The following is a 20,441-nucleotide window of genomic DNA, read 5'->3' on the forward strand; positions in this document are numbered from 1 at the left end:
CCAGAAACTCATACCGTGTGCCTGGCGACCGTGCCCTCGGCGCGATCGACGATCCAGATTGGCAGGCTGGGTTCGGGGCAGACTTCCACGCACAGGCCGCAGCCCACGCATCCATCCTTGATGATGGGCCGGTACTGGTTCCACATCTCGAAGCCGATGGCCCGCTCACCCAGGGGGCAGACGCTCACGCAGGCACCGCAGATGCCGCGATCCACCCAGGGGTAGCAGGCGGCGCGGTCGATCTGGGCGATGCCCATATCGATCTCGTCCAGCGGGGTTTCAATCAGCGCCTCGGTGGGGCAGACCGCCATGCACTTGTTGCACAGGGTGCAGCCCTTGTCCTCGGGGTTGATGAAGGGCGTGTTCACCTTGCCGCCGCCGTCGCGGTCATGAAAGCGGATGCAGCGCGGCGGGCAGACTTCCCCGCACAGGCCGCAGCCGATGCAGGCGGCGACAAAGGCGGCATCGTCCTTCAATGCCCCCGGCGGGCGGATGTGGTTGCGTTTGTGTTCGCGGTTGTGTTCGCGGTTGTGGTTTTGCGCGCGGGCTTCCGGTGCCAGCAGGCGGGCCACGCCATAGGGCAGGCTGGCGGCGGCGAGCAGGGCCGCGCCCCGGATCAGGCGTTGCAGGGCGCTACGGCGCTGCATCAATGCGCTCCCTGGTCGGGATGGGCGCGGCGGTACTGTTTGCCCAGGTGGCCGGGGCCTTGCTTCGGAAAGTCCGTGGGGCGCAGCACGAAGGTCATGGCCTGGGTGGGGCAGACCGCGATGCAGGCCGTGCAGTTGTTGCATTCCTGGCCGAAATGGTCGCGCAACGGGTCGAGGCCGAATTCGCACACTGCATTGCACTTGGCGCAGTCGTTGCAGTTTTCGACGATGCGGCGGATGCGCAGCAGGCGATAACGGCCCAGCAGTGAATAGAGCGCGCCGCCGGGGCAGAGGTAGCGGCAGAAGCCCCGGCGCGCGACCAGGGTGTCGAACAACAGGGTGCCGACGAAGAACGCCGCGCCGGCCCCGAACCCGCCCAGGGCAATGGCGTAGTACAGCTCGCGCCCGACGATGGCCGGCGGATAGATCGCCGCCATCAACACCGAGCCGGTAGCGGCGGAGAGCAGCAGCCCCACACCCAGCACCGCGTATTTCAGGCGCAGGTCAAAACGGCGGTTGCCCACCTTGAAGCCCAGGCGGGCAAGCCAGGTGGAGACGTTGGTGTTGAGCTCATACAAAAAAGTGGCGGGGCAGATCCAGCCACAGAAAAACCGCCCCAGCACGAGCGTGAACAACACGGGGATGAGGGCCGTCAGCAAAAACGGCGCATACAGCTTGAGCCCCGCCGCCATCTGCCCGGCCACGGCGAGCGGGTCGCTCAACTGCAAGCCGAAGAAACTGCCCGACCAGGTGTTGCCCTTGATCGCGTCCAGGTCTTCGGCGGGGTCGTCCGTGAAGGCGGCGGTGAGGGTTTCCATCACGTCGTAGAGCTGTTTTTCCGCGGGGGCGAGCAGATCGTAGGCATGCGCAGCGGTGTAGGTCTGGTAGACATGAATGAAGGGCAAGGCCACCAGCATCGCAAACACGATGGAAAGGCTCAGCCAGCGCAGCTTGTTGAGGTGTCGCCAGAGGGCAAACGGTTTGGGAGTGCCCATCGTGAGGCTCATAAAAAAGGGTTAGCCGTAATCCGGAATGATGCGGATGGCCTGGGGAATCTGGATGCAGGAACGCTCGCACAGCCCGCAGCCGACGCAGGCTTCCAGTACCTGGGGCTGTTCCAGGCGGCCCACGCGGATCGCCACATCCTGCAAGGGGCAGGCGCGGTAACAGACACCGCAGGTCTTGCCTTGAAACGACAGGCACAGCCGTTCATCCACCCGCGCCCGGCCCATGCGCACCTTGCCGAGGATGGGCGCCAGCTCGCGCGCCACCGGCTGGATGGCATCGGTGGGGCAGACCTCGCCGCATTTCATGCACAGGATGCAGGACTGCTCGCGCGGCACGATGTAGGGCGTATCGAGCGAGCGCAGCCCGTTCTCGTGGCCGAAATACTGGATGCAGCGGTTGGGGCAGACCTCGCCGCATTGCCCGCAGTGGATGCAATGCGCCAGGAATTCTGCTTCCGGACGCGCGCCCGGCGGCCTCAAGTAACGGATTGAACGTGTGGGTTGACGTGTCGATGCGGCTGGCCGCGCCTCGGCCAGCAGCGGGCTCAGCGCCGTCGCGGCGGCGGCACTGAGCAGTGCGTCAAGAAAGCTTCTGCGCTGCATGGATGTCGGCGCAGAGGTTCCGCGGCAAACCCCACGTCATACCTTCTCCACCCGCGCCGCCAGCTTCTTGAAGTCCACCTGGCCGGAGACCGGATCCCAGACGCGGCTGGAGGTCTTGTTGACCAGCCACTTGTTCTTTTTGGGATCGGCGCTATCGGCCACCGACAGGTTCCAGGGGCTGAACAAGTAGCCGCGCGGCACGCTGTTGCGCGCCGGTTTGACCAGGCTGTGGGTGCCGACCTGGGCGCGCGCCTCGAAGGAACCCCGGCGCGTCACCAGACGCACCTTGTCACCGTCCTTGATGCCGAGTTCCTTCGCATCCTGCTCGTGCATCTCCACGTACATCTCCGGCACCAGACGCCGCGTAGTGGGGCTGCGATTGGATTTGGCGGTGTGGAAATGTTCGTACACCACGCCCAGGCCCAGCCAGTAGGGGTATTTGTCCTTGGGTACGGCGTCCCAGGACTTGCCACGGAACTTCATGTCCGGCAGGTCGGGGGTCAGACCCTTGTCGCGCGCTTCCTTGAGCAAGGCCAGGTTGTCGATGGTGTACTTGCCCTTCTTGACGCCGAATTCCATCAGCTTGGCGGTGACCGCCTCGCGGTCGGAGTAGTCCTGCTGGCAAAGCTGCATGTGCACCTTGCCGTCCTTGGTGCGGAAGTAACCGTAGGGCCGGTTGGTCCACTGGTTTTCCTGGTTCATGTAGCGGCGCTTGGTGCCGCCGTCCTTGGCGATCTGGTAGGTGGGTGCCGGCCACATGATGCCGCGCAGTTCGGCGATCTGGTCATAGGGCGCCACCTTGTCCGCCTTCTCCACCTCCAGAATGCCGGTGAGATCGACGTCCGTGCCGGCACTGGCCCGGCACACGTCGCGGAAGACTTCCTGCGAGTCGTAGGTGCCGTCCTTGAGCTTCTTGTAGGGGAAGATGGCATCCGCATCCAGGCCCAGCAGGTGGGCGATTTCCTTGCCCTTGTCGATCACCATGTCCATGTCTGGACGGCAGCCGGGCGGCGGTTCGGCGGCCTTCTGGTTGATGTTGATGCGCCGCTCGGAGCTGATGTAGGTGCCTTCCACCTCGCCCCAGGTGGCGGCGGGGAAGATCACGTCGGCGTAGAGATTGTTGGGCGCATGGCGGTAGATTTCCTGCACCACGTTGAAGGTTTTCAGGAGCGCCGGGCGCACCAGGTTGTTCTGGTCAGGCAGGTCGATGTGGGTGGCATAAACCCAGAACATCGCCTTGAGGTCGCCTTTCAGCGCGCGTTCCAGCATGCCCACGGCAAAGCCGGGGTTCTGCGAGTTGAGCGCACGCTCCAGGTTTTTCTCGGGCACGCGCCAGGCCTTGGCCATTTTCAGGCGGTGCAGGGGGTTATCCAGCGGCTCGTTGAACGGCAGCCGGCCGGTGAGGCCGCCGGTGAAGCGCTCGCCCATGGCATTGGGCTGGCCGGTCATGGAGAAGGGGCCGCAGCCGGGCTTGGCCAGGTTGCCGGTCAAGGTGCACAGGTTGATGATGGAAATGATGTTGTTCTGACCGTGGATGTGCTGGTTGTAGCCGATGCCCCACATGATGATCACGCCACCGTGGCCGTCCCTGCCCCGCGCCAGGCGCTTGCGCGTGGCGTCGGCAAACATCTTCGCCACCAGGCGAATCTTAGCGGGCGGCACTTCGTCGGTGCCCATGCGGTCCTGCACCTGCTCCGGGCTGTAGTGGGCCAGCACGCCATCCACATATTCCTTCCAGCCGGTGGTGTGGGCTTTCAGGAACTTCCAGTCAATCACGTCCTTGTGATCCTTGAGCAGCACGTGGGCAATGGCATTGAGGAAGCTGATGTCGCCGTTGAGTACGGGCACATCCACATGGTTTTTCGGGTTGATGTCCGCATAGCCCTTGCTGGTGCCGGTGTAACGCGGGTCAGCGACCACGGTTGAGATGTTTTTCTTTTTCTTGTGGTCGGCGCAGCGCCAGAAAATGATGGGGTGCGCCTCTCGGGCGTTGTGCCCGAAGTGCATGATCATGTCCGACAGCTCGATGTCCTCGTAGGCCAGCGGGGGCGTGTCCGAACCCAGGGTCGCGTAATAGCCGGTCACCGCCGAGGTCATGCACATGCGGGCATTGGCCTCGATGGTGTTGGAGCCCAGCACCCCCTTCATGAACACGTTTTCCAGGTACTGGCCTTCCATGGTGAGCTGGCCGGAACCGTACAGCGCGATGCTGTTGCCGCCGTACTTCTTGGCGAAGTGGGCGATCTTGTGCGCCGTCATGTCGGACGCCTTCTCGTAGGGCACGCGCACGAAATGTTCCTCGTCAAAGGAGCCCTTGGTCTTGCTGATGAAATCCATGTCGCCATGGCCCGGCTTGTTCCATTCGGCCCACACGTCACGGCGCACATAGGGGTCCCCCTGCATGCGGTCCACATAGATTGGCTCGGCGGCGGTCAGGCCCTTGATGCACTGCAGGCCAAAGTTGGTGGGGTGATCCTTGTCCGGCTGCATGGAGACGATCTTGCCGTTCTCCGAAATGATGACCGTGCCGCAGCCCACGCCGCAGTAGGGGCACTGGGCAAGGGCCGTGGTGCGCTTGGTGGAGGCTGCCCCGGGCGGCAGCGGAGCCGCTTCTAGCTCCGGATTGCTGCCCACCATCAGGCTTGCGCCCACGGCGGAACCGGTGATGAAGGCGCTTCCCTTGAGGAAGTCGCGGCGGTGCATTTTGATTCGTTTCATTGGTCCAGCCCTCCAGGGGTGTGCATGGTCATGGCGATGTTCCTTCTTATTGCTTCGCGCTCATGGCGCGCATGTACACGATGATGTCGTCGATTTCCTGGTCGGAAAGATTGGCCATGGAAGCCGGCCCTTTGAAACCGAGCATGCGGGTATTCGAACGGCCTTCCTTGATGGTGGTGCGGATGTAGCCATCCGAGACACGGTCCAGGAAGCCGGAGCGGCCAATCGCCGTGCCCGGCCCGCCGGTCTCGTAGCCTTCACCCACGCCGCCGTGGCAGGTGGAGCAGATGTACTCGTACCACTGGCTGCCCAGACGCGGATCACCCCGCGCTTCCGGCTGCGCATCCACTTCCGCGCTGCGATCCGGCAGAGTGGCGAAGGAACGCAGGTAGGCAATGATGGCGTTCACATCACGCTCGCCCAGATGCGCGAAGGGCGGCATGCCGGTGCCCTCGCGCCCGCCAACGATGTTGGCGCGCAGAAAACCATCCGAACTCAGGCTAAGGAATTCCGGGTTGGTGAGCGAAGGCGCAAAGCCCGCCTTGCCGATGGCATCGGCCTGGTGGCAGGCCGAGCAGTTTTCTTCGTAAACCTGCCGGCCTTTCTTGATGAGCGCCTGGTCCGCGGCGTTTGCCGACAGGGCAAACAAACACATCGGCACCAGGAGGATGGCCCTGCCCACACCGGAAAACGCAAATCTGATTGATCGCTTCATGGAATCCTCCTTGCTTGCAGGGGAGGAATTAAGTGCCTGATTCCCAGCTTGGGCAATCGACTGGATGCACTACCCACAAGGGGGTAGTGGGTATTACCAGCTCCGCTTCCCGACGCACCTTGGCCAGAAGCCGGGCTTTGGGAAAAGGCCTGCCCCCATCAAGCCACGTCAACCCAAACCTGCCCGTCTTCCACCTTGGTGGGATAGGTGGCCAGGGGACAGTCGGCGGGATCGTTCAGTGGCTTGCCGTTCTCCAGGTCGAAATAACTGCCATGGAGGCTGCACTTTATGGACCGGCCCTTGATGCAGCCGAACCAGAGGGAATAGTCCTCGTGGGTGCACATCTCGTCCACGCAATAGTACTTACCCTCGGCATTGGCGAGCAGCAGGCGCTTGCCCGCCGCCTCCACTCGCTTCATCTGGGTGGGGGCCAGTTCGTGGGCCCCGGCCACGCTGACCCAGGCCATCAGCACACCCGGGCCGCGGCCCTGCCGCTGTCCAGGGCGGCACGGGCCAGTTCGGCGGCCGCATGCAGGCTGGGGGCCTTGCCGATATGGTGCAGGATGGTGGCGGCGCCCAGCACCAGGGAGTCGTAGGTGGCGCCCTTATCACCCTTCAGTGCGGCCAGGCCAGCCCTGGCGGCCGCGGCGGCGGTGGCGTTCACGTCCACCATGATGGCCACCTCGTCCCCGGCCCGCTCGGACTTGGGCAGGTCTTCCGGCAGGGGCACGGAACGCACGGACTGCTCGATGCCCAGGGCCAGGGGATCGATGTCCGTCTCCAGTTCCTCGCCCCGGTCCTGGTAGACCCAGACCTTGCCCGCCTGGCGCAGTGAGGGAATCACGCCCCCTTCCACGCCGCGGATGATGATGCCTGTATCGAATCCCGCGTGACGGGCCAGCATGGCATAGATGGGGGGATAGGGTTTGTGCACGTAGCCGGTGACGAAGTGGGTCCGCCTGCGGCCCTGGATGGGCTTGGCCAGCACTTCCACGGTGGTGACGGCCTGGCGCTTGATGATGCGGGTACGCAGTTTTACGAGATCGTGGAGACCGGGGTTGTACCGGGCCTGATCCACGTAGCTCCAGCCGATGGCAGGATCCGCCAAGCGCCGCGCGGCGTCAGCGGTGTCCAGGTCCACGTTCACGCCGGCGGCCAGCAGCACGTGGCGGGCCGTGACGCCATACTTGGGCCCCACGGCCTCCACGCTGTGGTTGACGGCGGGCACGCCCAGTTCCGCCAGCAGGGCCGGCAGGAAGGGGGCGGCGGGCAGGCAGCGGTTGTAGCCGTCGTAGGGGTCGGCGATGTCCACCACCTCGTCCACGTCCGCCGTGACCCGCTGGGTGGTTTCCAGGATGGCGTCCAGGATGCCCTTGTTCTCCGCTTCCGTCTCCCGCTTCATGCGCAGGGCGATGAAAAAGATGCCCGCCTGCACGGGGTCCACCCGGTCTTCCAGGATGCCCTTCATGCCCAGGTAGGCTTCGTCCTGGGCAATGTCCTTGGACAAGTCGGGGCCGGTGGCGATGCGCTGGATGATGGAATGCATCACCTTCTGATAGTCGGGGGAATGGCTGCTGTGCATGGTCAAATACCGATACGGGACGGGGCGAGAATAAAAAACCCGATAATTTTGATCAACTATTTCTTGGTCACCGGGCGCTCACATATTTACTTATGATGTCATAAGCCAGAGATTAAAATTAGTGTTTTCTAATATATTCACCAGCCATGCAAAACCACTATGAACGCATCGGTGGCGAAGAGAAGGTCCGGCAACTGGTGGGCCGTTTCTACGACCACATGGACGAACTTCCGGAGGTATGGGACATTCGCAAGCTGCATGGCGAATCCCTGGACAATTCCCGGCAGAAGCTGTTCGACTTCCTGTCCGGCTGGATGGGCGGACCCCAGCTTTACGTGGAGAAACACGGCCACCCCATGCTGCGCCGCAGGCACCTGCCCTTCCCCATCGACAGCGCCGCCCGGGATCAGTGGATGCACTGCATGCGGCTGGCCCTGGACGAAGTGGTGGAGGACCCGCGCCTGCGCCAGGAGCTGTACCAGGCCTTTCTGAAGGTGGCCGACCACATGAGAAACCAGGCCCAGAGCCAGATGGCCCAGGCGGGCGGCCTGCACCATGTCAGCGACTGAACAGGCAACCGACAATCAACGTGAGAGGAACCGACATGTACGCATTCACCTGTGACGTAGCCCTGCCCTTCGACCAGGCCGTGGAGAAATTCAAGCAGGCCCTGGCCGACGAGAAGATGGGCGTGGTTTCCGAGATTAACGTCTCCCATATCATGAAGGCCAAGCTGAACACAGACATGCCCCCCTATGCCATCCTGGGCGCCTGCGCCCCCGGCCTGGCCAAGCGGGTCATCGATTCCGACCCCAACGCCGGCGCCCTGCTGCCCTGCGGCGTGGCCGCCATGGCCCTGGATGCCAACACCACCCGTTTCTCATTCCAGGACCCGGAAACCATGGCGGGCGTCACCACCAACCCGGTGATGCACGAGGTAGCCAAGGAAGCCAAGACCATGCTGCTGCGGGTGAAGGATAATCTCGGAAAATAATCACTCGCTTTATCGGGGTGGCGGCGCCCCTGCATCGTCCAACTCGCCGCCGGCAGCAACCAGGTGTGTTATCGAAGCCCGTGCCGGTCGGCCCAGGGGCCGACCGGCAAGACGCATTACATTTGGAGGAGACCGCCATGTTGAAGCGTCAGTTTTTCCGTGCCCTGGTGGGCATCGCCCTGTCCCTGCCCTTGATGTCCCAGCCTGCCCTGGCGGTGGACCCCGCCAGCCTGCCCAAGATCAAGGTCAGCAAGATGGGGCTCTACCTGGAAGCCAGGGACGTACCCGAGTTCCTGAAAAGACACGGGCCCAAGGTGCTGTTCGTGGACGTTCGCACCATCGAGGAAGTCCTGTTCGTGGGATCTCCCGATGGCCTGGACGGCCAGGCCTCCTTCGGCATCATGCATTACGACAAGTGGGACAGCGCGAAGAAGACCTTCCAGCGCAATCCAAACCCGGACTTCCTGTCCCAGTTCGAGGTCTTCGCCCTGGAGAAGGGCATCGAGAAGTCGGATCCCGTCGTCCTCATCTGCCGTTCCGGCGACCGCAGCGCCATGAGCGCCGATCTGCTGGGCCGATATGGCTACACCAACGTGTGGTCCGTGGTGGATGGCTTCGAAGGCGACATGGCCAAGGACGGCCCCAACAAGGGCAAGAGGGTGGTGAACGGCTGGAAGAACGCCGGCCTGCCCTGGAGCTACAACGTCGACCGCGACAAGGTCACCATGGGCAAATAACCAACCGAAGGAGATGCCATGAAACACGCAGTCAAACTCACCCTGATTTCCCTTTCAATTGCCTCGCTCCTGGCCGGTTGCGCCGGCATGCCCAGCGCCGAGAAGCAGGCCGAGATGGCCGGCGAGGCCCGGGCCACCGCTGGCGGCCTGATCAAGACCCTGGGCGGCGAGCTGAAGGCCGCCATGAAGGCAGGCGGACCGGAAAACGCCATCGGCGTCTGCAAGGAGAAGGCCCCCGCCATCGCCAGGGAGGCCTCCGCCCGCACCGGCATGAGCATCAAGCGGGTGAGCACGAAGAACCGCAATCCAAAGGGGGTACCCGATGCCTGGGAAGCCGCCGCCATCGCCAAGTTCGAGAAAGACCTGGCGGCGGGTGCCAAGGCCGAGACCCTGGATACCTATGAAGTGGTGGATGACGGCAAAGCCAGGACCTTCCGCTACGCCAAGGCCCTGGTGACCCAGGCCGTGTGCCTGGAATGCCACGGCGTACCCGAGGCCATGAAGGAGGGGGTGAAGTCCAAGCTGGCCACGGAATACCCCAACGACAAGGCCGTGGGCTACGCCGCCGGCATGGTGCGGGGCATCATCACCATGCGCAAGCCGCTGTAACCGCCGCTGTGACTCGCAGCCCTCCCCGACCCCGGGGTAGGGCTTTTTTTCTATCCTGTCCTGACCCATGCCATGAACGACGCCGCCACCCACTCCCGACTGCAGCATTTCCCCATTGCCTGGTTCTCCATGATCATGGGCCTGGGGGGCCTGACCATCGCCTGGCGCCGGGCCGAGGAACTCATGGGCCTGGGCGTGGCCATCAGCCCCTGGCTGCTGGGGCTGACTACCCTGCTGTTCGTGGCCCTGGCCGGGGCCTATGGCGTGAAGATGCTGAAGTACAGGGATGCCGCGGCCAGGGAGTGGGCCCATCCTGTGAAGATGAACTTCGTGCCCACGGTCAGCATCGCCCTGATCCTGTTGTCCATCGGTTGGCTGCCCCTCTCGGCCCCCTATTCCAAACTGCTGTGGCTTGCGGGATCGGCCCTTCACCTGGTCCTCACCCTCCACGTGATGACCCAGTGGATGCACCACAGCAAGTTCGAGATCGTGCACCTCAACCCCGCCTGGTTCATTCCCGTGGTGGGCAACATCCTGGTGCCCATTGCCGGCGTCAACCATGCGCCCGCCGAAATCTCCTGGTTCTTCTTCAGCATCGGCCTGCTTTTCTGGCCCGTGCTCCTCACCATCATCTTCTACCGGGTGATCTTCCACGGCAGCCTGCCAGAGCGCCTCATGCCCACCCTGTTCATTCTCATCGCGCCGCCGGCGGTGGGCTTTCTGTCCTACGTGAAGCTGACTGGCGGTCTGGACATGCTGGCCCTGCTGTTCTACTACAGCGCCCTGTTCTTCACCTTGTTGTTGTTCGCCCAGCTGGCCTGGTTCGCACGCCTGAAGTTTTTCCTCTCCTGGTGGGCCTATTCCTTCCCCCTGGCGGCCGTCACCGTGGCCACCTTCGTCATGTACGAGCTAGGCGGCAACCTGCTTTTCGCCCGCCTGGCCAGCATCCTTCTGGGTGTTGCCACGGTAGTTATCGCAGGCCTGTTCCTGCGTACCGCGCTGGCCGTGGCCAAAAGGGAGATTTGCCTGGAGGACTGAGGGGTCAGTAGACTGTCCGGAGGCGGCGGATGAAGCCTGATCTTGGGGCACGCATGATCCAGGCTTGTGCGGATCCCTCCCGGGTCTCTCCCGTTTCACGCCGCTGTCATCCTGGGTCTCCAATATACAAGCCACGTTCAGCCCAGCTATAGAGGCCATTTGAGGGGAAACCCGCCTTCCCCGCGCCTCCGATGGCCCGATTCGTGCTTCGTAGCACCCATTCACAATGAGAACGTACAGGTGAGTTTTCTGACTGTTTTAAAATCCGCATCCGCCAAGGCCAGCCGGGAGGGCGTATTCTCATGCCTGCCACAGCGGCCATTGTCCGCTCGGACGCGGCCCGCTCTCGTCGCCCCGGAAGGCGCGACGTCATGACGGCCAAGGTCCGGGACCTGTCCCTGATGTTCTTCACCCTGCTGGGCTTCTGGCTGCTGCTGAACGGCTCCCTGGCTACGGACGTCCTCCTGGTGGGTGTGCTCGCGGCCCTGGTCATCACCCTGATCTTCCGCAATGGCCTGTCGGTGGTCTCGGAATTCCGTTTCACCCCCCAGTCCCTGCTGGCGGCGCCGGCCTACGTGCTCTACTTCCTCAAGGAGCTGGTCAAATCCAACCTGCGCCTGGCGGGCATCGTGCTCTCCCCCGCCCTGCCCCTCCACCCGGGCATCGTCAAGGTGCGCACCAAACTGAAAAGCCCCATGGGGCGGCTGCTGCTGGCCAACTCCATCACCCTCACCCCCGGCACCCTCACCGTGGAAATGGAGGGCGAATGGCTCTACATCCACTGGGTCGCCGTGGAAGCGGAAGAGACCGAGGCGGCCACGGCCAGCATCGTTTCCGGTTTCGAGCGCTATCTGGAAGTCATGTATGGTTGAAACGCTGATCCATCTCGCCGCGACGCTGACGGGCGCGGCCCTGCTGCTGGCCCTGTACCGCTTCCTCAAGGGGCCGGCCGCCGGCGACCGGGTGGTGGCCTTCGACGTGCTCACCATCGTCAGCATCACCGGCATCGTCCTGATTACCCTGGCCGAGGGGCGCGGCATCTACCTGGACGTGGCCCTGGTCTACGCCCTGCTGTCCTTCCTGGGGGTAATCGTCATAGCCCGCTATCTGGAGCGGGGCCTGTGATGGCGCCCCTCATCGACACGCCCATGAACATTCTCGGCGGCCTGCTGCTGGTGGCCGGCGCGGCCTTCCTGCTGCTGGGGGGGCTGGGCCTGGTGCGCATGCCCGACCTGTTCAACCGCATCCAGGCCGGCACCAAGGCCACCACCCTGGGCACCCTGCTGAGCCTGTCCGGAGCCGCCTGCCTGCATCCGGAATGGGGCTTGAAGCTGCTGCTGATCGGCTTGTTCATCCTCTTCACCAATCCCATCTCCTCCCAGGTGCTGGCCCGGGCGGCCCACCGGGTGGGCGCGGTCAAGTCGTCCCTCACCAGCGTGGACCGGCTGTCGGAAGACCGGGGAGAGGCATGATGGGTGATCTGATGACCGTCATGACCGGGGTGCTGTGCGTCGCCATGATCGGCGCCGCCCTGATGGCCATCCGCGAGCCCAGCGCCGAGGAGGACAAGACGGAGACCGGCGGACTCCCCATCGCCATCCTGGCCGCCGGCCTGGTGAGTCTCATTGCCTCGGTGCTGTTCCTGGTGCTGGCGGCCCCCGACGTGGCCATGACCGAGGCCGCCATCGGCAGCGGCCTCACCACTTTCCTGTTCTTCTTCGTGCTGGGTCGGATAAGAACGACCCCCGGCTCGGTGAATCCACCCGAGCCGCCCCCCGAGGGGGCTGGATTGCATCCGCACAGCGGCGGGGTAGGAAACAATCATGGTTAAGCGCTTCATCGCCCTCCTGCTGGTGCTGTCCATCGGCGGCCTGTTCGCCCTGCTGCTGGCGGGCTACACCCCCGACGCGGACCTGAACCAGACCGCCCGCTACTACGCCGACAACACCGCCCGGGACATCGGCGCGGCCAACATCGTCACCGCCATCATCGTCACCTACCGCGGCCTGGACACCCTGGGCGAGGTCACGGTGCTGTTCCTGGCCGCCACCGTCGTGGGACTGGTGCTGGCCCTGGGGGGGAACGCCGGCAGACCTGGCCATGCCCTCGTCCCGGTAGGCGAACTGCTCACCACGGGCAGCCGCTACCTCGCGCCCCTGATCATGCTGCTGGGCGTCTACGTCTTCGTGAACGGCCACCTGACCCCCGGCGGCGGCTTCCAGGGCGGCGCCATCATCGCCTCGGGCACCTTGCTGCTCCTGCTGGCCGATCCCCTGAAACACTTCAGCCACGGCCTCATCGCCGCCATCGAATCCGTGGCCGGCGTCTTCTACGTCATCATCGGCCTGCTGGGCCTGGTGCTGGCCGGCGGCTTCCTGGACAACCGCTTCCTGCCCACAGGCACCCTGGGGGCACTGTTCTCCGCCGGGGCCATCCCGCTGATCTATTCCCTCATCGGCCTCAAGGTGGGGGCCGAGGTGTCCTCCATGCTCGCCAGCCTGTCCGAGACCGAGGAGCCATGATGCCCGGCATCGCCCAACTGGCCATGGCCACCGGCTTCCTGCTGATCCTCATCGGCTTCTACGGCGCCCTCACCCGCCGCAACCTGCTGCGCATGATCGTGGCCTTCACCATCGCCGACACGGGGGTCAACATCGTCATCGTCTCCATCGGCTATATGCACGGCCGCACGGCGCCCATCCTGGATTCGACTCTGGCCGCCGCTGACGCCGCCGCCCGCATCATCGACCCGGTGCCCCAGGCCCTGGTGCTCACCGCCATCGTCATCGGCGTGGGCGTCACGGCCCTGATGCTGGCCTACGCCCTGCGCCTCTTCGGCCAGAAGCGCAGCCTGGACATTGCCCAATTCACGGAGCTGAAGGGATGAGCGGCATGGAGAACCTGTTGCTGAATCCCCTCCTCATCCTGGCCATCGGCCTGGGCGCTGCCTTCCTGCTGGGCCTGCTGGGCGACCAGCGGCGCGCCGCGTCCTACGGCCTGACCCTGGCCGCCCTGGCCTGGATGGCCTGGATTCCCGCCCGCTGGCTGTGGGCCTTCACCCTGGAAGGCGCCGCCCCGGCGGAAATCCTCACCGCCGGCACGCCACCGCCCTTCGCCATCAACCTGCGCTTCGGCCTGGCGGAAGCCGCCCTGACCCTGCTGGTGAACCTGACGGGCCTGCTGTCGGCCATCCACCTCAAGGACGTGCTGCTGCAACAGGGCCGCCGCGCCATGGCGGTGCTGCTGGTGGCCGTCATGGCCCTGGGGGGCATCATCCTCACCCGGGACATGTTCAACCTGTTCGTGTTCTTCGAACTGGCGGTCATCTCCACCGCCGGCCTGGTGCTGCTGTCCCGCAACGCCCGCGCCGGCCTGTCCGAGCAGTTGTCGCTCAGCGCCGGCTTCAAGTACCTAGTGGTGTCCCAGCTCATCTCGGTGTTCCTGCTCATCGGCATCATCTTCGCCTACCACGCCACCGGCACCCTCAACATCGACGGCATGGCCGATGCGGAGCTGGGCCTGCTGAACGGCGGGGCCCTGGCCTTCTTCCTGATGTTCATCGCCATCGTCTCCGAACTGAAGCCCTTTCCCGCCAACGGCTGGGCCCTGGACATCTATGAATCGGCCCACCCCGCCTTCTCCGCCCTCTTCTCCGCCGCCACCGGCGCCGCGGCCCTCTACGCCGTGGACAAGCTGCTGCTGATCGGCGGCGAGGCCTGGCTGCCCATGGCCACGGGCATCGGCATCGTCACCTTCATCGCCGCCAACCTCTTCGCCCTGCCCCAGACCCACGACCGCCGCCTGCTGGGCTATTCCTCCATCGCCCAGACGGGCCTGGTGCTGGTGGTGCTGGGCCAGCGGGACATCCTGGGGGACAGCACTCCCTTCATCGCCTTCGGCCTGCTCATCTCCCATGCCGTGGCCAAGGCGGGCCTGTTCTGGCTCTCCGGCCTGGTGGCGAAGCGACAACTGGTGGATTGGGCTGTCCTGGCCAAGCGCCCCCTGCTGGTCTTCGCCTTCGTCACCTTCATCGCCATGCTCACGGGCCTGCCTCCCTTCCCCGGCTTCTATGCCAAGTGGGAGCTGGTACACCACCTGGCCGGCGAAGGCCGCCTGGCCCTGCTGGCCCTGGTGCTGCTGGGTGCCCTGGTCGAGGCGGGCTACCTGTTCCGCTGGTTCGGCTACATTCTGAAGCGGGAGGCCCCGGATGAGGCCGTGGCCTGCACGGCCCACAAGCTCATCCCCGTGCTCGCCGCCGTGGTAGCCGGCTGGGTACTGGCCTGGCTTTGGGGCGACTTGGCCAGCGGCCTGTTCGCCCGGAACAACCTGCTGCTGGCCCTGCCCCTGCTGTTTGCCCTGGCCTTCCTGGTGCTGGACTGGCTGCCCGCCTGGGTGAAGAACAGCCTGGCCATCGCCGGCCTGGTGGGCTTCTTCGCCCTGACCTACACCGAATACGACCCCCTGCGCCTGATCTTCGCCCTCATCTTCACCCTGGGCGGCGCCGTCACCCTGCTGTCCAGCTACCACGCCCACGGCCGGCGCATCGGCTTCTATCCGTCCACGATGCTGATGTTCGCGGGCCTGGTGATGCTCATCCGCGCCAGCGACGCCTTCACCTTCTTCGCCGCCTGGGAGATCCTCACCCTGGGTTCCTACTTCCTCATCCTGCGGGGCAAGGAATCCGAACCCCACGCCCTGTCCTACATGGTGTTCTCCCTGGGGGGCGCCTTCCTGATCCTGGCGGGTTTCGCCCTGGCCGCCGGCGGCGCGCCGGGCCTGCCCCTGGCGGACCTGGGCGAGCTGGCCGCGCGCCTGGACCCCATCGCCCCCTGGGTCTTCCTGCTGCTGGCCATCGGCTTCATGACCAAGACCGCCGCCATCGGCGTGCACATCTGGCTACCCGGCGCCCACGCCGAGGCGGAGACCGACGTGTCCCCCATGGTGTCGGGCATCCTGCTCAAGGCGGGCCTGTTCGGCCTGTTCCTGCTGCTCATGACCATGGGCAAGCAGCAGCTTTACGGCGTGGAACTGACCCACGTGCTGATCTGGGTGGCGGCGTTGACGGCCTTCTTCGGCAACCTGCTGGCCATCTTCCAGGAGGATGCAAAGCGGTTATTGGCCTATTCCTCCATCGGCCAGATGGGCTACGCCCTGTTCGGCCTGGCCTTGATGAACCACATGGGCTGGCTCATGGCGCTGATGTTCGTCATCAACCACTACATCTACAAGTCCATGCTGTTCCTCTCCGTGGGCGGAGTGGCCAAGCGCACGGGCACCCGGGAGATGTACCGCATGGGGGGCCTGATCAAGCTGATGCCCCTGTCCTTCATCGCCGTGCTCATCGGCATCATCGCCATGTCCGGGGTGCCGCCCCTGTCCGGCTTCGGCGGCCGCTGGATCTTCTACAACGCCATCATGGACAGCGAGTACCGCCTGCCCATGGCCATCCTGTTCATGGCCGGGCCCATCGCCTTCCTCTACCTGTTCCGGCTCATCCACACCATCTTCCTGGGCCAGTTGAAGGACGAGCTGCGGCGGGTGAAGGAAGCGCCCTTCTGGATCGTCCTGCCCCAGATGATCTACGTGGGCCTGCTCATGGTGTTCGCCGTGGCCCCGGGCCTGGCCCTGCGCCAGGTGGATGGCTACATCAGCACCTTCTTCCCCAACGGCGCCCTGCACTGGGAAGGCCTGCGCATCACCAGCCAGTACGGCTACTGGAACCCGGTCGCCATCATGGTCGTGGTCGGCGTGATCTTCACCACCCTGTTCGCCTGGCTGCTGTTCGTGAACCGCAAGGCCCAGCTGGTGAAGCAGTTCAACATCGTGTTCTCCGCCGAACGCCCCTTCCGCCCGGAGACCACCCACTTCGCCTGGAACTTCTTCGCCCCCTACCGCAAGGCCCTGGGCTTCATGACCCAGCCCTTCGTCACCCAATTCTGGGGCGCCATCACCGACCTGCTGCACACGGCGGGAGACATCGGGCGGCGCCTGTACACCGGCAACGGTCAGACCTATGCCTTCCACTTCCTGGCCTTCGTGGTCATCGTGTTCATTCTGGGAATGGGGCGCTGACATGAAACAGCCCAACACCGCTTGTAGGAGCGCCGCTCGCGGCGCGAACGGATCGTCCCGCAAGCGGGCCTCCTACCGGTTCTCCCGTTTCATGCGTCGTGATTCGCGCGATGCGCGGTGGAGCAACTGACATGGAATTCGAGTGGATCAAGATTCCCTACTCCCTGCTGACCCTGTTCATCGTCGTCAACTACGGCATGCTGCTGGGGGCCTTCATCCAGAAGCTGGGCGCCCGGGTGGGCCGCCGCCACGGCATCCCCATCTGGCAGAACTACGCCGACCTGATCAAGAACTACGGCCTGCGCACCTCCATCACCCACGGTGTCATGTTCTACCTGGGGCCGGTGTTCCGCCTCTCCGGCGGCGTGGGCCTGCTGCTGTTCGTACCCACCATCCACGGTTCGGAGATGTTCTCCAACCTGTCCTTCGCCGGCGACCTGATCCTGGCCCTGTACTTCGTGTTCTTCGGCACCCTGGGCATGGCCCTGGGGGCGGCGGAGAGTGGCCATCCCCATGCGGCCATCGGCATCACCCGGGGCCTGTCCCAGGTCACTGCCGCCGAACTGCCCTTCGCCCTGGCGGTGTTCGCCGTGGCCCTGCAATACCAGACCCTGTCCATCACCGACATCGTCGCGGCCCAGCAGGGCGGCATCCAGAACTGGACCCTGTTCACCAACCCCATCGCCGTGACGGCGGCCATGCTGGGCTTCCTGGGTTCCATGATGCGGCCGCCCTTCGACGTGGTGCTGGCGCCCCAGGAGATCCCCATCGGCCCGCCCACCGAGTACCACTCCTCCTACCTGGCCCTGATGCAGACCAACCGGGCCATTTTTCCGATTGCAAAAATCGTGGTCTACATGAACCTGTTCTTCGGCGGCGCGGCCAGCTGGCCCGTGTTCTTCCTCAAGGTTTTCCTGATCTATCTGTTCTCGGCCTTCGTGGGCGTGGTGTTCCCCCGCTTCCGCGTGGAGCAGTCCATCCGCTGGTTCCTGGTCTGGGCCGTGCCCCTGGGCGTGCTGGCCATCCTGTTGGTATGAGTACTGCCCCCGCTTCTCCCCTTCGGGTCGAATCGCCCCCCACGGGGGCCAAGAAACGCTTGGGGCGGCCCGGCGAGTTTCTTGAAAGGCAACAACATGAAACGTGATCCCCTGCATTTCGTGAAACCGGAGCTGATGCCCCGCAAGGTCAAGGGGCCGGACGGGGTGGAGTTCGAGGTGGAGCCCCTGAAGGACTACTTCTGCGACGCCCCGCCCACGGTGCAGCACGGCGCCTACATCAAGATCGTCGAGGACTTCTTCAACTGGGCCCGTGCGAACTCACTGTGGATCCTGGGCTTCGGCACCGGCTGCGGCGCCATCGAGATGCGCCCCCTCATGACCCCCCGCTTCGACGCCTACCGCTACGGCATCCAGTGGCGGCCCACGGCGCGCCAGGCCAATCTACTGGTGATCTCCGGCTACCTTTCCACCAAGACCCTGAAGCGGGCCATCCGCGCCTACGAGCAGATGCAGAGCCCGAAATACGTGGTGGGCCTGGGCTCCTGCACCATCAACGGCGGCATGTACTGGGATTCCTACAACACCATCAAGTGCCTGGACCAGTACATGCCCGTGGACCTCTACATCACCGGCTGCATGCCCCGGCCCGAGGCACTGCTGCTGGGCTTCGAGGATTTGAAGAAACTGATCCGGGCCGGCAAGGCGGAGGGTGCCAACCAGTACGCGGAGAAGTTCGCCTGGTACAAGGCCAACCAGAAGCAGGTGATCCACGACTGGGACATGCCGGACTACAACTGGTGATGACCGATTAATGGCAAACGAATGTTGAAAAAAAGATGCGCGCGCTATACGACCGGCTGAAGGCCCTCTTCCCCGTGGGCGAGCTCACGGAGCAACGGACGAATCTCGCCTTCGTCACCCTGCCCGCGGAATACCTGCGCCCGGCCCTGTTGCACCTGCGGGACCTGGAGGGATTTACCCATCTCGTGCTGCTGACGGCGGTGGACTGGTACGAGGAGGGGCAGGAAAACTGTGAATTCCAACTCACCTACCTGCTCTCCAACCGCGCTGAAAATACGGACATGGGCCTGCGGGTCATGCTGCCCCGGGTGGGCACCACCATGGCCAGCATCCACGACATCTGGCCCACGGCGGCCACCTATCAACGGGAATTGCGGGAGATGTTCGGCATCGACTTTCCCGACAGCCCCCGGGTGAACGAGGAGTTCATCCTGGAAGGCTGGAACGACATCCCCCCCTACCGGCGCGAGTTCGACACCCTGAAATACGCCCACGACAGCTACGCCCAGCGGCCCGGCCGGGAGACCCGGGACCCGGAGACCCACATGAAGCAGCAGCTCTATCCGGGCAAGGACTGAAATGAAACAGCCTCCCAACACCCGTAGGAGCGCTGCTTGCGGCGCGAATGGTTCGGCCCGCGATGGTTCGGCCCGCGAGCGGGCCTCCTACCCGCGCGCCCGTTTCATGCGTCGTGGGTTAGGCGCCGCGTTGTGGATCAATTGACATGAGCTACACCCCCGACCGCTCCCAATACCCGGCGACGAAGCCCGACGGCAGCCTGGATATCGACCTCACGTCCGGCAAGTACCTGAAGCTGTGGCAGGGCCCCAACCACCCGGGCATCACCGGCAACATGTCGGTGGAACTCACCGTGTGCGGCGACGAGGTGGTGGAAGGCAAGACCCACGTGGGCTACCTGCACCGGGGCTTCGAAAAGCTCATGGAGCGGCGCACCTTCATCCAGTGCTTCCCCATCGTCTGCCGCATCTGCGTGCCGGAGCCGGACTTCAACGAGTACTGCTACGCCGCCGCCGTGGAGGAACTGGCCGGCGTGGAGGTGCCGGAGAAGGCCCACTGGATCCGCGCCCTGATCCTGGAGATGGGCCGCATCAACAGCTACCTCATGTACCTGGGGGGCCAGGCCGGCGCCATCGGCCAGGGGGTCATCGGCCAGTGGACCACCTACGCCCGGGACCTGATGCTGGACCGCTTCGAGGAAATGACCGGCGCCCGCATCTACCACATGTTCATCATGCCCGGCGGCGTGCGGGACCAGTTGCCGGAGGGCTTCGCGGGCCGCATGGAAGAGACCCTGCTGGAAGTGGAGCGCACCCTGAAGGACGTGTGGGACGTGATGTTCCGCAACGCCGTGTTCAAGAAGCGCACCGTGGGCATGGGGGTCATCGACCCCGCCTGGCTGGACGAGTACGGCGTCACCGGCCCCAACGCCCGGGCCGCCGGCGTGGCCAAGGACGTGCGCAAGGACGCCCCCTACCTGGTCTATCCGGAGCTGGATTTCGAGCCGGTCATCGGCCGGGACTCGGACATCTACACCCGGGCCGACGTACGCCGCCGGGACGTGCTGGTGTCCGTGGACCTGATCCGCCAGATTTTGAGCAAGATGCCCAAGGATGGCCCGGTCATGGCCCCCATGCCCAGCATGCTGCATTGGAAGATTCCCCGGGGCGAGACCTACGTGCGGGGTGAATGCTCCCGGGGCGAGTACGGCTACTACCTGGTCACCGACGGCTCCGGCTATCCGCGTCGGGTCAACGTGCGGGGGCCGTCCTACACCCATGCCATGGCCCTGCTGGAACGCATGATCGTGGGGCTCAACATCTCGGATGTAGCCTCGTTGATGGTGTCTTTGCATACCTATCCGCCGGAAATAGAAAGGTGAGCGAGAAATGAAACAGCCCC

23 protein-coding genes are annotated in these 20,441 nt (G+C 64.6%); 16 read left to right on the forward strand and 7 right to left on the reverse strand.

The genetic code is table 11. The features are described from left to right. Positions 1 to 8: 8 nt before the first annotated feature. From H6935_03865 to H6935_03895, 7 genes are all read right to left on the reverse strand, one after another. Positions 9 to 647 carry a 4Fe-4S dicluster domain-containing protein gene (locus tag H6935_03865; GenBank protein MCP5277481.1) on the reverse strand — a complete coding sequence of 213 codons (639 nt, stop codon included), beginning with the start codon at positions 645 to 647 and terminating at the stop codon, positions 9 to 11. Continuing rightward, positions 647 to 1,654 carry a 4Fe-4S binding protein gene (locus H6935_03870; protein MCP5277482.1) on the reverse strand — a complete coding sequence of 336 codons (1,008 nt, stop codon included), beginning with the start codon at positions 1,652 to 1,654 and terminating at the stop codon, positions 647 to 649. Before H6935_03870 ends, H6935_03865 begins: the two co-directional genes overlap by 1 nt. Positions 1,655 to 1,663: 9 nt before the next feature. Further along, the gene (locus H6935_03875) at positions 1,664 to 2,257 is read right to left on the reverse strand and encodes a 4Fe-4S dicluster domain-containing protein (GenBank protein ID MCP5277483.1); all 594 of its coding nucleotides are present in this window, start codon (positions 2,255 to 2,257) and stop codon (positions 1,664 to 1,666) included. 36 nt (positions 2,258 to 2,293) lie between these two features. Further along, positions 2,294 to 4,975: a molybdopterin-dependent oxidoreductase gene (locus H6935_03880; GenBank protein ID MCP5277484.1), complete on the reverse strand. Its 2,682-nt coding sequence runs from the start codon at positions 4,973 to 4,975 to the stop codon at positions 2,294 to 2,296. 46 nt (positions 4,976 to 5,021) lie between these two features. Further along, positions 5,022 to 5,630, reverse strand: coding sequence for a c-type cytochrome (locus tag H6935_03885; protein MCP5277485.1), 609 nt, complete (start codon positions 5,628 to 5,630; stop codon positions 5,022 to 5,024). A gap of 218 nt (positions 5,631 to 5,848) precedes the next feature. Beyond that, positions 5,849 to 6,160 carry a non-heme iron oxygenase ferredoxin subunit gene (locus H6935_03890; GenBank protein ID MCP5277486.1) on the reverse strand — a complete coding sequence of 104 codons (312 nt, stop codon included), beginning with the start codon at positions 6,158 to 6,160 and terminating at the stop codon, positions 5,849 to 5,851. Beyond that, on the reverse strand, positions 6,157 to 7,272 hold the full coding sequence (locus H6935_03895) for an anthranilate phosphoribosyltransferase (GenBank protein ID MCP5277487.1): 1,116 nt from the start codon (positions 7,270 to 7,272) through the stop codon (positions 6,157 to 6,159). The genes H6935_03890 and H6935_03895 overlap by 4 nt, the downstream gene beginning before the upstream one ends. 146 nt (positions 7,273 to 7,418) lie before the next feature. Between H6935_03895 and H6935_03900 the strand changes: the two genes are divergently transcribed. The 16 genes from H6935_03900 to H6935_03975 all read left to right on the forward strand — a co-directional run bounded on the left by H6935_03900 (position 7,419) and on the right by H6935_03975 (position 20,421). Further along, positions 7,419 to 7,841 carry a group II truncated hemoglobin gene (locus tag H6935_03900; GenBank protein MCP5277488.1) on the forward strand — a complete coding sequence of 141 codons (423 nt, stop codon included), beginning with the start codon at positions 7,419 to 7,421 and terminating at the stop codon, positions 7,839 to 7,841. Positions 7,842 to 7,876: 35 nt separating this feature from the next. Further along, positions 7,877 to 8,266, forward strand: coding sequence for a DUF302 domain-containing protein (locus H6935_03905; protein MCP5277489.1), 390 nt, complete (start codon positions 7,877 to 7,879; stop codon positions 8,264 to 8,266). A gap of 137 nt (positions 8,267 to 8,403) precedes the next feature. Continuing rightward, the gene (locus tag H6935_03910; protein ID MCP5277490.1) at positions 8,404 to 9,003 is read left to right on the forward strand and encodes a sulfurtransferase; all 600 of its coding nucleotides are present in this window, start codon (positions 8,404 to 8,406) and stop codon (positions 9,001 to 9,003) included. 18 nt (positions 9,004 to 9,021) lie between these two features. Beyond that, positions 9,022 to 9,612, forward strand: coding sequence for a DUF3365 domain-containing protein (locus H6935_03915; protein ID MCP5277491.1), 591 nt, complete (start codon positions 9,022 to 9,024; stop codon positions 9,610 to 9,612). 72 nt (positions 9,613 to 9,684) lie between these two features. Further along, a complete protein-coding gene (locus H6935_03920; GenBank protein ID MCP5277492.1) occupies positions 9,685 to 10,650 on the forward strand; it encodes an SLAC1 anion channel family protein in 966 nt (321 codons plus the stop codon). Between the two features lie 371 nt (positions 10,651 to 11,021). Further along, positions 11,022 to 11,522, forward strand: coding sequence for a Na+/H+ antiporter subunit E (locus tag H6935_03925; GenBank protein MCP5277493.1), 501 nt, complete (start codon positions 11,022 to 11,024; stop codon positions 11,520 to 11,522). Next, positions 11,515 to 11,775: a cation:proton antiporter gene (locus H6935_03930; GenBank protein MCP5277494.1), complete on the forward strand. Its 261-nt coding sequence runs from the start codon at positions 11,515 to 11,517 to the stop codon at positions 11,773 to 11,775. The genes H6935_03925 and H6935_03930 overlap by 8 nt, the downstream gene beginning before the upstream one ends. Positions 11,776 to 11,798: 23 nt before the next feature. Continuing rightward, positions 11,799 to 12,122: a Na+/H+ antiporter subunit G gene (locus H6935_03935; protein MCP5277495.1), complete on the forward strand. Its 324-nt coding sequence runs from the start codon at positions 11,799 to 11,801 to the stop codon at positions 12,120 to 12,122. Further along, the gene (locus tag H6935_03940; protein MCP5277496.1) at positions 12,122 to 12,481 is read left to right on the forward strand and encodes a DUF4040 domain-containing protein; all 360 of its coding nucleotides are present in this window, start codon (positions 12,122 to 12,124) and stop codon (positions 12,479 to 12,481) included. Before H6935_03935 ends, H6935_03940 begins: the two co-directional genes overlap by 1 nt. Beyond that, positions 12,474 to 13,172 (forward strand): sodium:proton antiporter, encoded by a 699-nt coding sequence (locus H6935_03945; GenBank protein ID MCP5277497.1) that lies wholly within the window; start codon positions 12,474 to 12,476, stop codon positions 13,170 to 13,172. The genes H6935_03940 and H6935_03945 overlap by 8 nt, the downstream gene beginning before the upstream one ends. After that, on the forward strand, positions 13,169 to 13,537 hold the full coding sequence (locus H6935_03950; protein MCP5277498.1) for an NADH-quinone oxidoreductase subunit K: 369 nt from the start codon (positions 13,169 to 13,171) through the stop codon (positions 13,535 to 13,537). The genes H6935_03945 and H6935_03950 overlap by 4 nt, the downstream gene beginning before the upstream one ends. A gap of 17 nt (positions 13,538 to 13,554) precedes the next feature. Then, the gene (locus tag H6935_03955) at positions 13,555 to 16,722 is read left to right on the forward strand and encodes an NADH-quinone oxidoreductase subunit F (protein ID MCP5277499.1); all 3,168 of its coding nucleotides are present in this window, start codon (positions 13,555 to 13,557) and stop codon (positions 16,720 to 16,722) included. 131 nt (positions 16,723 to 16,853) lie between these two features. Next, positions 16,854 to 17,759 (forward strand): NADH-quinone oxidoreductase subunit H, encoded by a 906-nt coding sequence (locus H6935_03960; GenBank protein MCP5277500.1) that lies wholly within the window; start codon positions 16,854 to 16,856, stop codon positions 17,757 to 17,759. 135 nt (positions 17,760 to 17,894) lie between these two features. Then, complete coding sequence (gene nuoB / locus H6935_03965) at positions 17,895 to 18,521, forward strand: NADH-quinone oxidoreductase subunit NuoB (protein ID MCP5277501.1); 627 nt, start codon at positions 17,895 to 17,897, stop codon at positions 18,519 to 18,521. A gap of 35 nt (positions 18,522 to 18,556) precedes the next feature. Beyond that, positions 18,557 to 19,099, forward strand: a complete 543-nt coding sequence (locus H6935_03970) for an NADH-quinone oxidoreductase subunit C (GenBank protein MCP5277502.1) — start codon at positions 18,557 to 18,559, stop codon at positions 19,097 to 19,099. Between the two features lie 146 nt (positions 19,100 to 19,245). After that, the gene (locus H6935_03975; protein ID MCP5277503.1) at positions 19,246 to 20,421 is read left to right on the forward strand and encodes an NADH-quinone oxidoreductase subunit D; all 1,176 of its coding nucleotides are present in this window, start codon (positions 19,246 to 19,248) and stop codon (positions 20,419 to 20,421) included. Positions 20,422 to 20,441: the final 20 nt, after the last annotated feature.

This window comes from Thiobacillus sp. (assembly GCA_024235835.1).
GTDB lineage: Bacteria > Pseudomonadota > Gammaproteobacteria > Burkholderiales > Thiobacillaceae > PFJX01.

Excerpts from the sequence above, each read along its gene's own strand:
- H6935_03865 (MCP5277481.1), bottom strand. The coding sequence starts at position 647 with ATGCAGCGCCGTAGCGCCCTGCAACGCCTGATCCGGGGCGCGGCCCTG.
- H6935_03870 (MCP5277482.1), bottom strand. The coding sequence starts at position 1,654 with ATGAGCCTCACGATGGGCACTCCCAAACCGTTTGCCCTCTGGCGACAC.
- H6935_03875 (MCP5277483.1), bottom strand. The coding sequence starts at position 2,257 with ATGCAGCGCAGAAGCTTTCTTGACGCACTGCTCAGTGCCGCCGCCGCG.
- H6935_03880 (MCP5277484.1), bottom strand. The coding sequence starts at position 4,975 with ATGAAACGAATCAAAATGCACCGCCGCGACTTCCTCAAGGGAAGCGCC.
- H6935_03885 (MCP5277485.1), bottom strand. The coding sequence starts at position 5,630 with ATGTGTTTGTTTGCCCTGTCGGCAAACGCCGCGGACCAGGCGCTCATC.
- H6935_03895 (MCP5277487.1), bottom strand. The coding sequence starts at position 7,272 with ATGCACAGCAGCCATTCCCCCGACTATCAGAAGGTGATGCATTCCATC.
- H6935_03900 (MCP5277488.1), top strand. The coding sequence starts at position 7,419 with ATGCAAAACCACTATGAACGCATCGGTGGCGAAGAGAAGGTCCGGCAA.
- H6935_03905 (MCP5277489.1), top strand. The coding sequence starts at position 7,877 with ATGTACGCATTCACCTGTGACGTAGCCCTGCCCTTCGACCAGGCCGTG.
- H6935_03910 (MCP5277490.1), top strand. The coding sequence starts at position 8,404 with ATGTTGAAGCGTCAGTTTTTCCGTGCCCTGGTGGGCATCGCCCTGTCC.
- H6935_03915 (MCP5277491.1), top strand. The coding sequence starts at position 9,022 with ATGAAACACGCAGTCAAACTCACCCTGATTTCCCTTTCAATTGCCTCG.
- H6935_03920 (MCP5277492.1), top strand. The coding sequence starts at position 9,685 with ATGAACGACGCCGCCACCCACTCCCGACTGCAGCATTTCCCCATTGCC.
- H6935_03925 (MCP5277493.1), top strand. The coding sequence starts at position 11,022 with ATGACGGCCAAGGTCCGGGACCTGTCCCTGATGTTCTTCACCCTGCTG.
- H6935_03930 (MCP5277494.1), top strand. The coding sequence starts at position 11,515 with ATGGTTGAAACGCTGATCCATCTCGCCGCGACGCTGACGGGCGCGGCC.
- H6935_03935 (MCP5277495.1), top strand. The coding sequence starts at position 11,799 with ATGAACATTCTCGGCGGCCTGCTGCTGGTGGCCGGCGCGGCCTTCCTG.
- H6935_03940 (MCP5277496.1), top strand. The coding sequence starts at position 12,122 with ATGGGTGATCTGATGACCGTCATGACCGGGGTGCTGTGCGTCGCCATG.
- H6935_03945 (MCP5277497.1), top strand. The coding sequence starts at position 12,474 with ATGGTTAAGCGCTTCATCGCCCTCCTGCTGGTGCTGTCCATCGGCGGC.
- H6935_03950 (MCP5277498.1), top strand. The coding sequence starts at position 13,169 with ATGATGCCCGGCATCGCCCAACTGGCCATGGCCACCGGCTTCCTGCTG.
- H6935_03960 (MCP5277500.1), top strand. The coding sequence starts at position 16,854 with ATGGAATTCGAGTGGATCAAGATTCCCTACTCCCTGCTGACCCTGTTC.
- nuoB (MCP5277501.1), top strand. The coding sequence starts at position 17,895 with ATGCCCCGCAAGGTCAAGGGGCCGGACGGGGTGGAGTTCGAGGTGGAG.
- H6935_03970 (MCP5277502.1), top strand. The coding sequence starts at position 18,557 with ATGCGCGCGCTATACGACCGGCTGAAGGCCCTCTTCCCCGTGGGCGAG.
- H6935_03975 (MCP5277503.1), top strand. The coding sequence starts at position 19,246 with ATGAGCTACACCCCCGACCGCTCCCAATACCCGGCGACGAAGCCCGAC.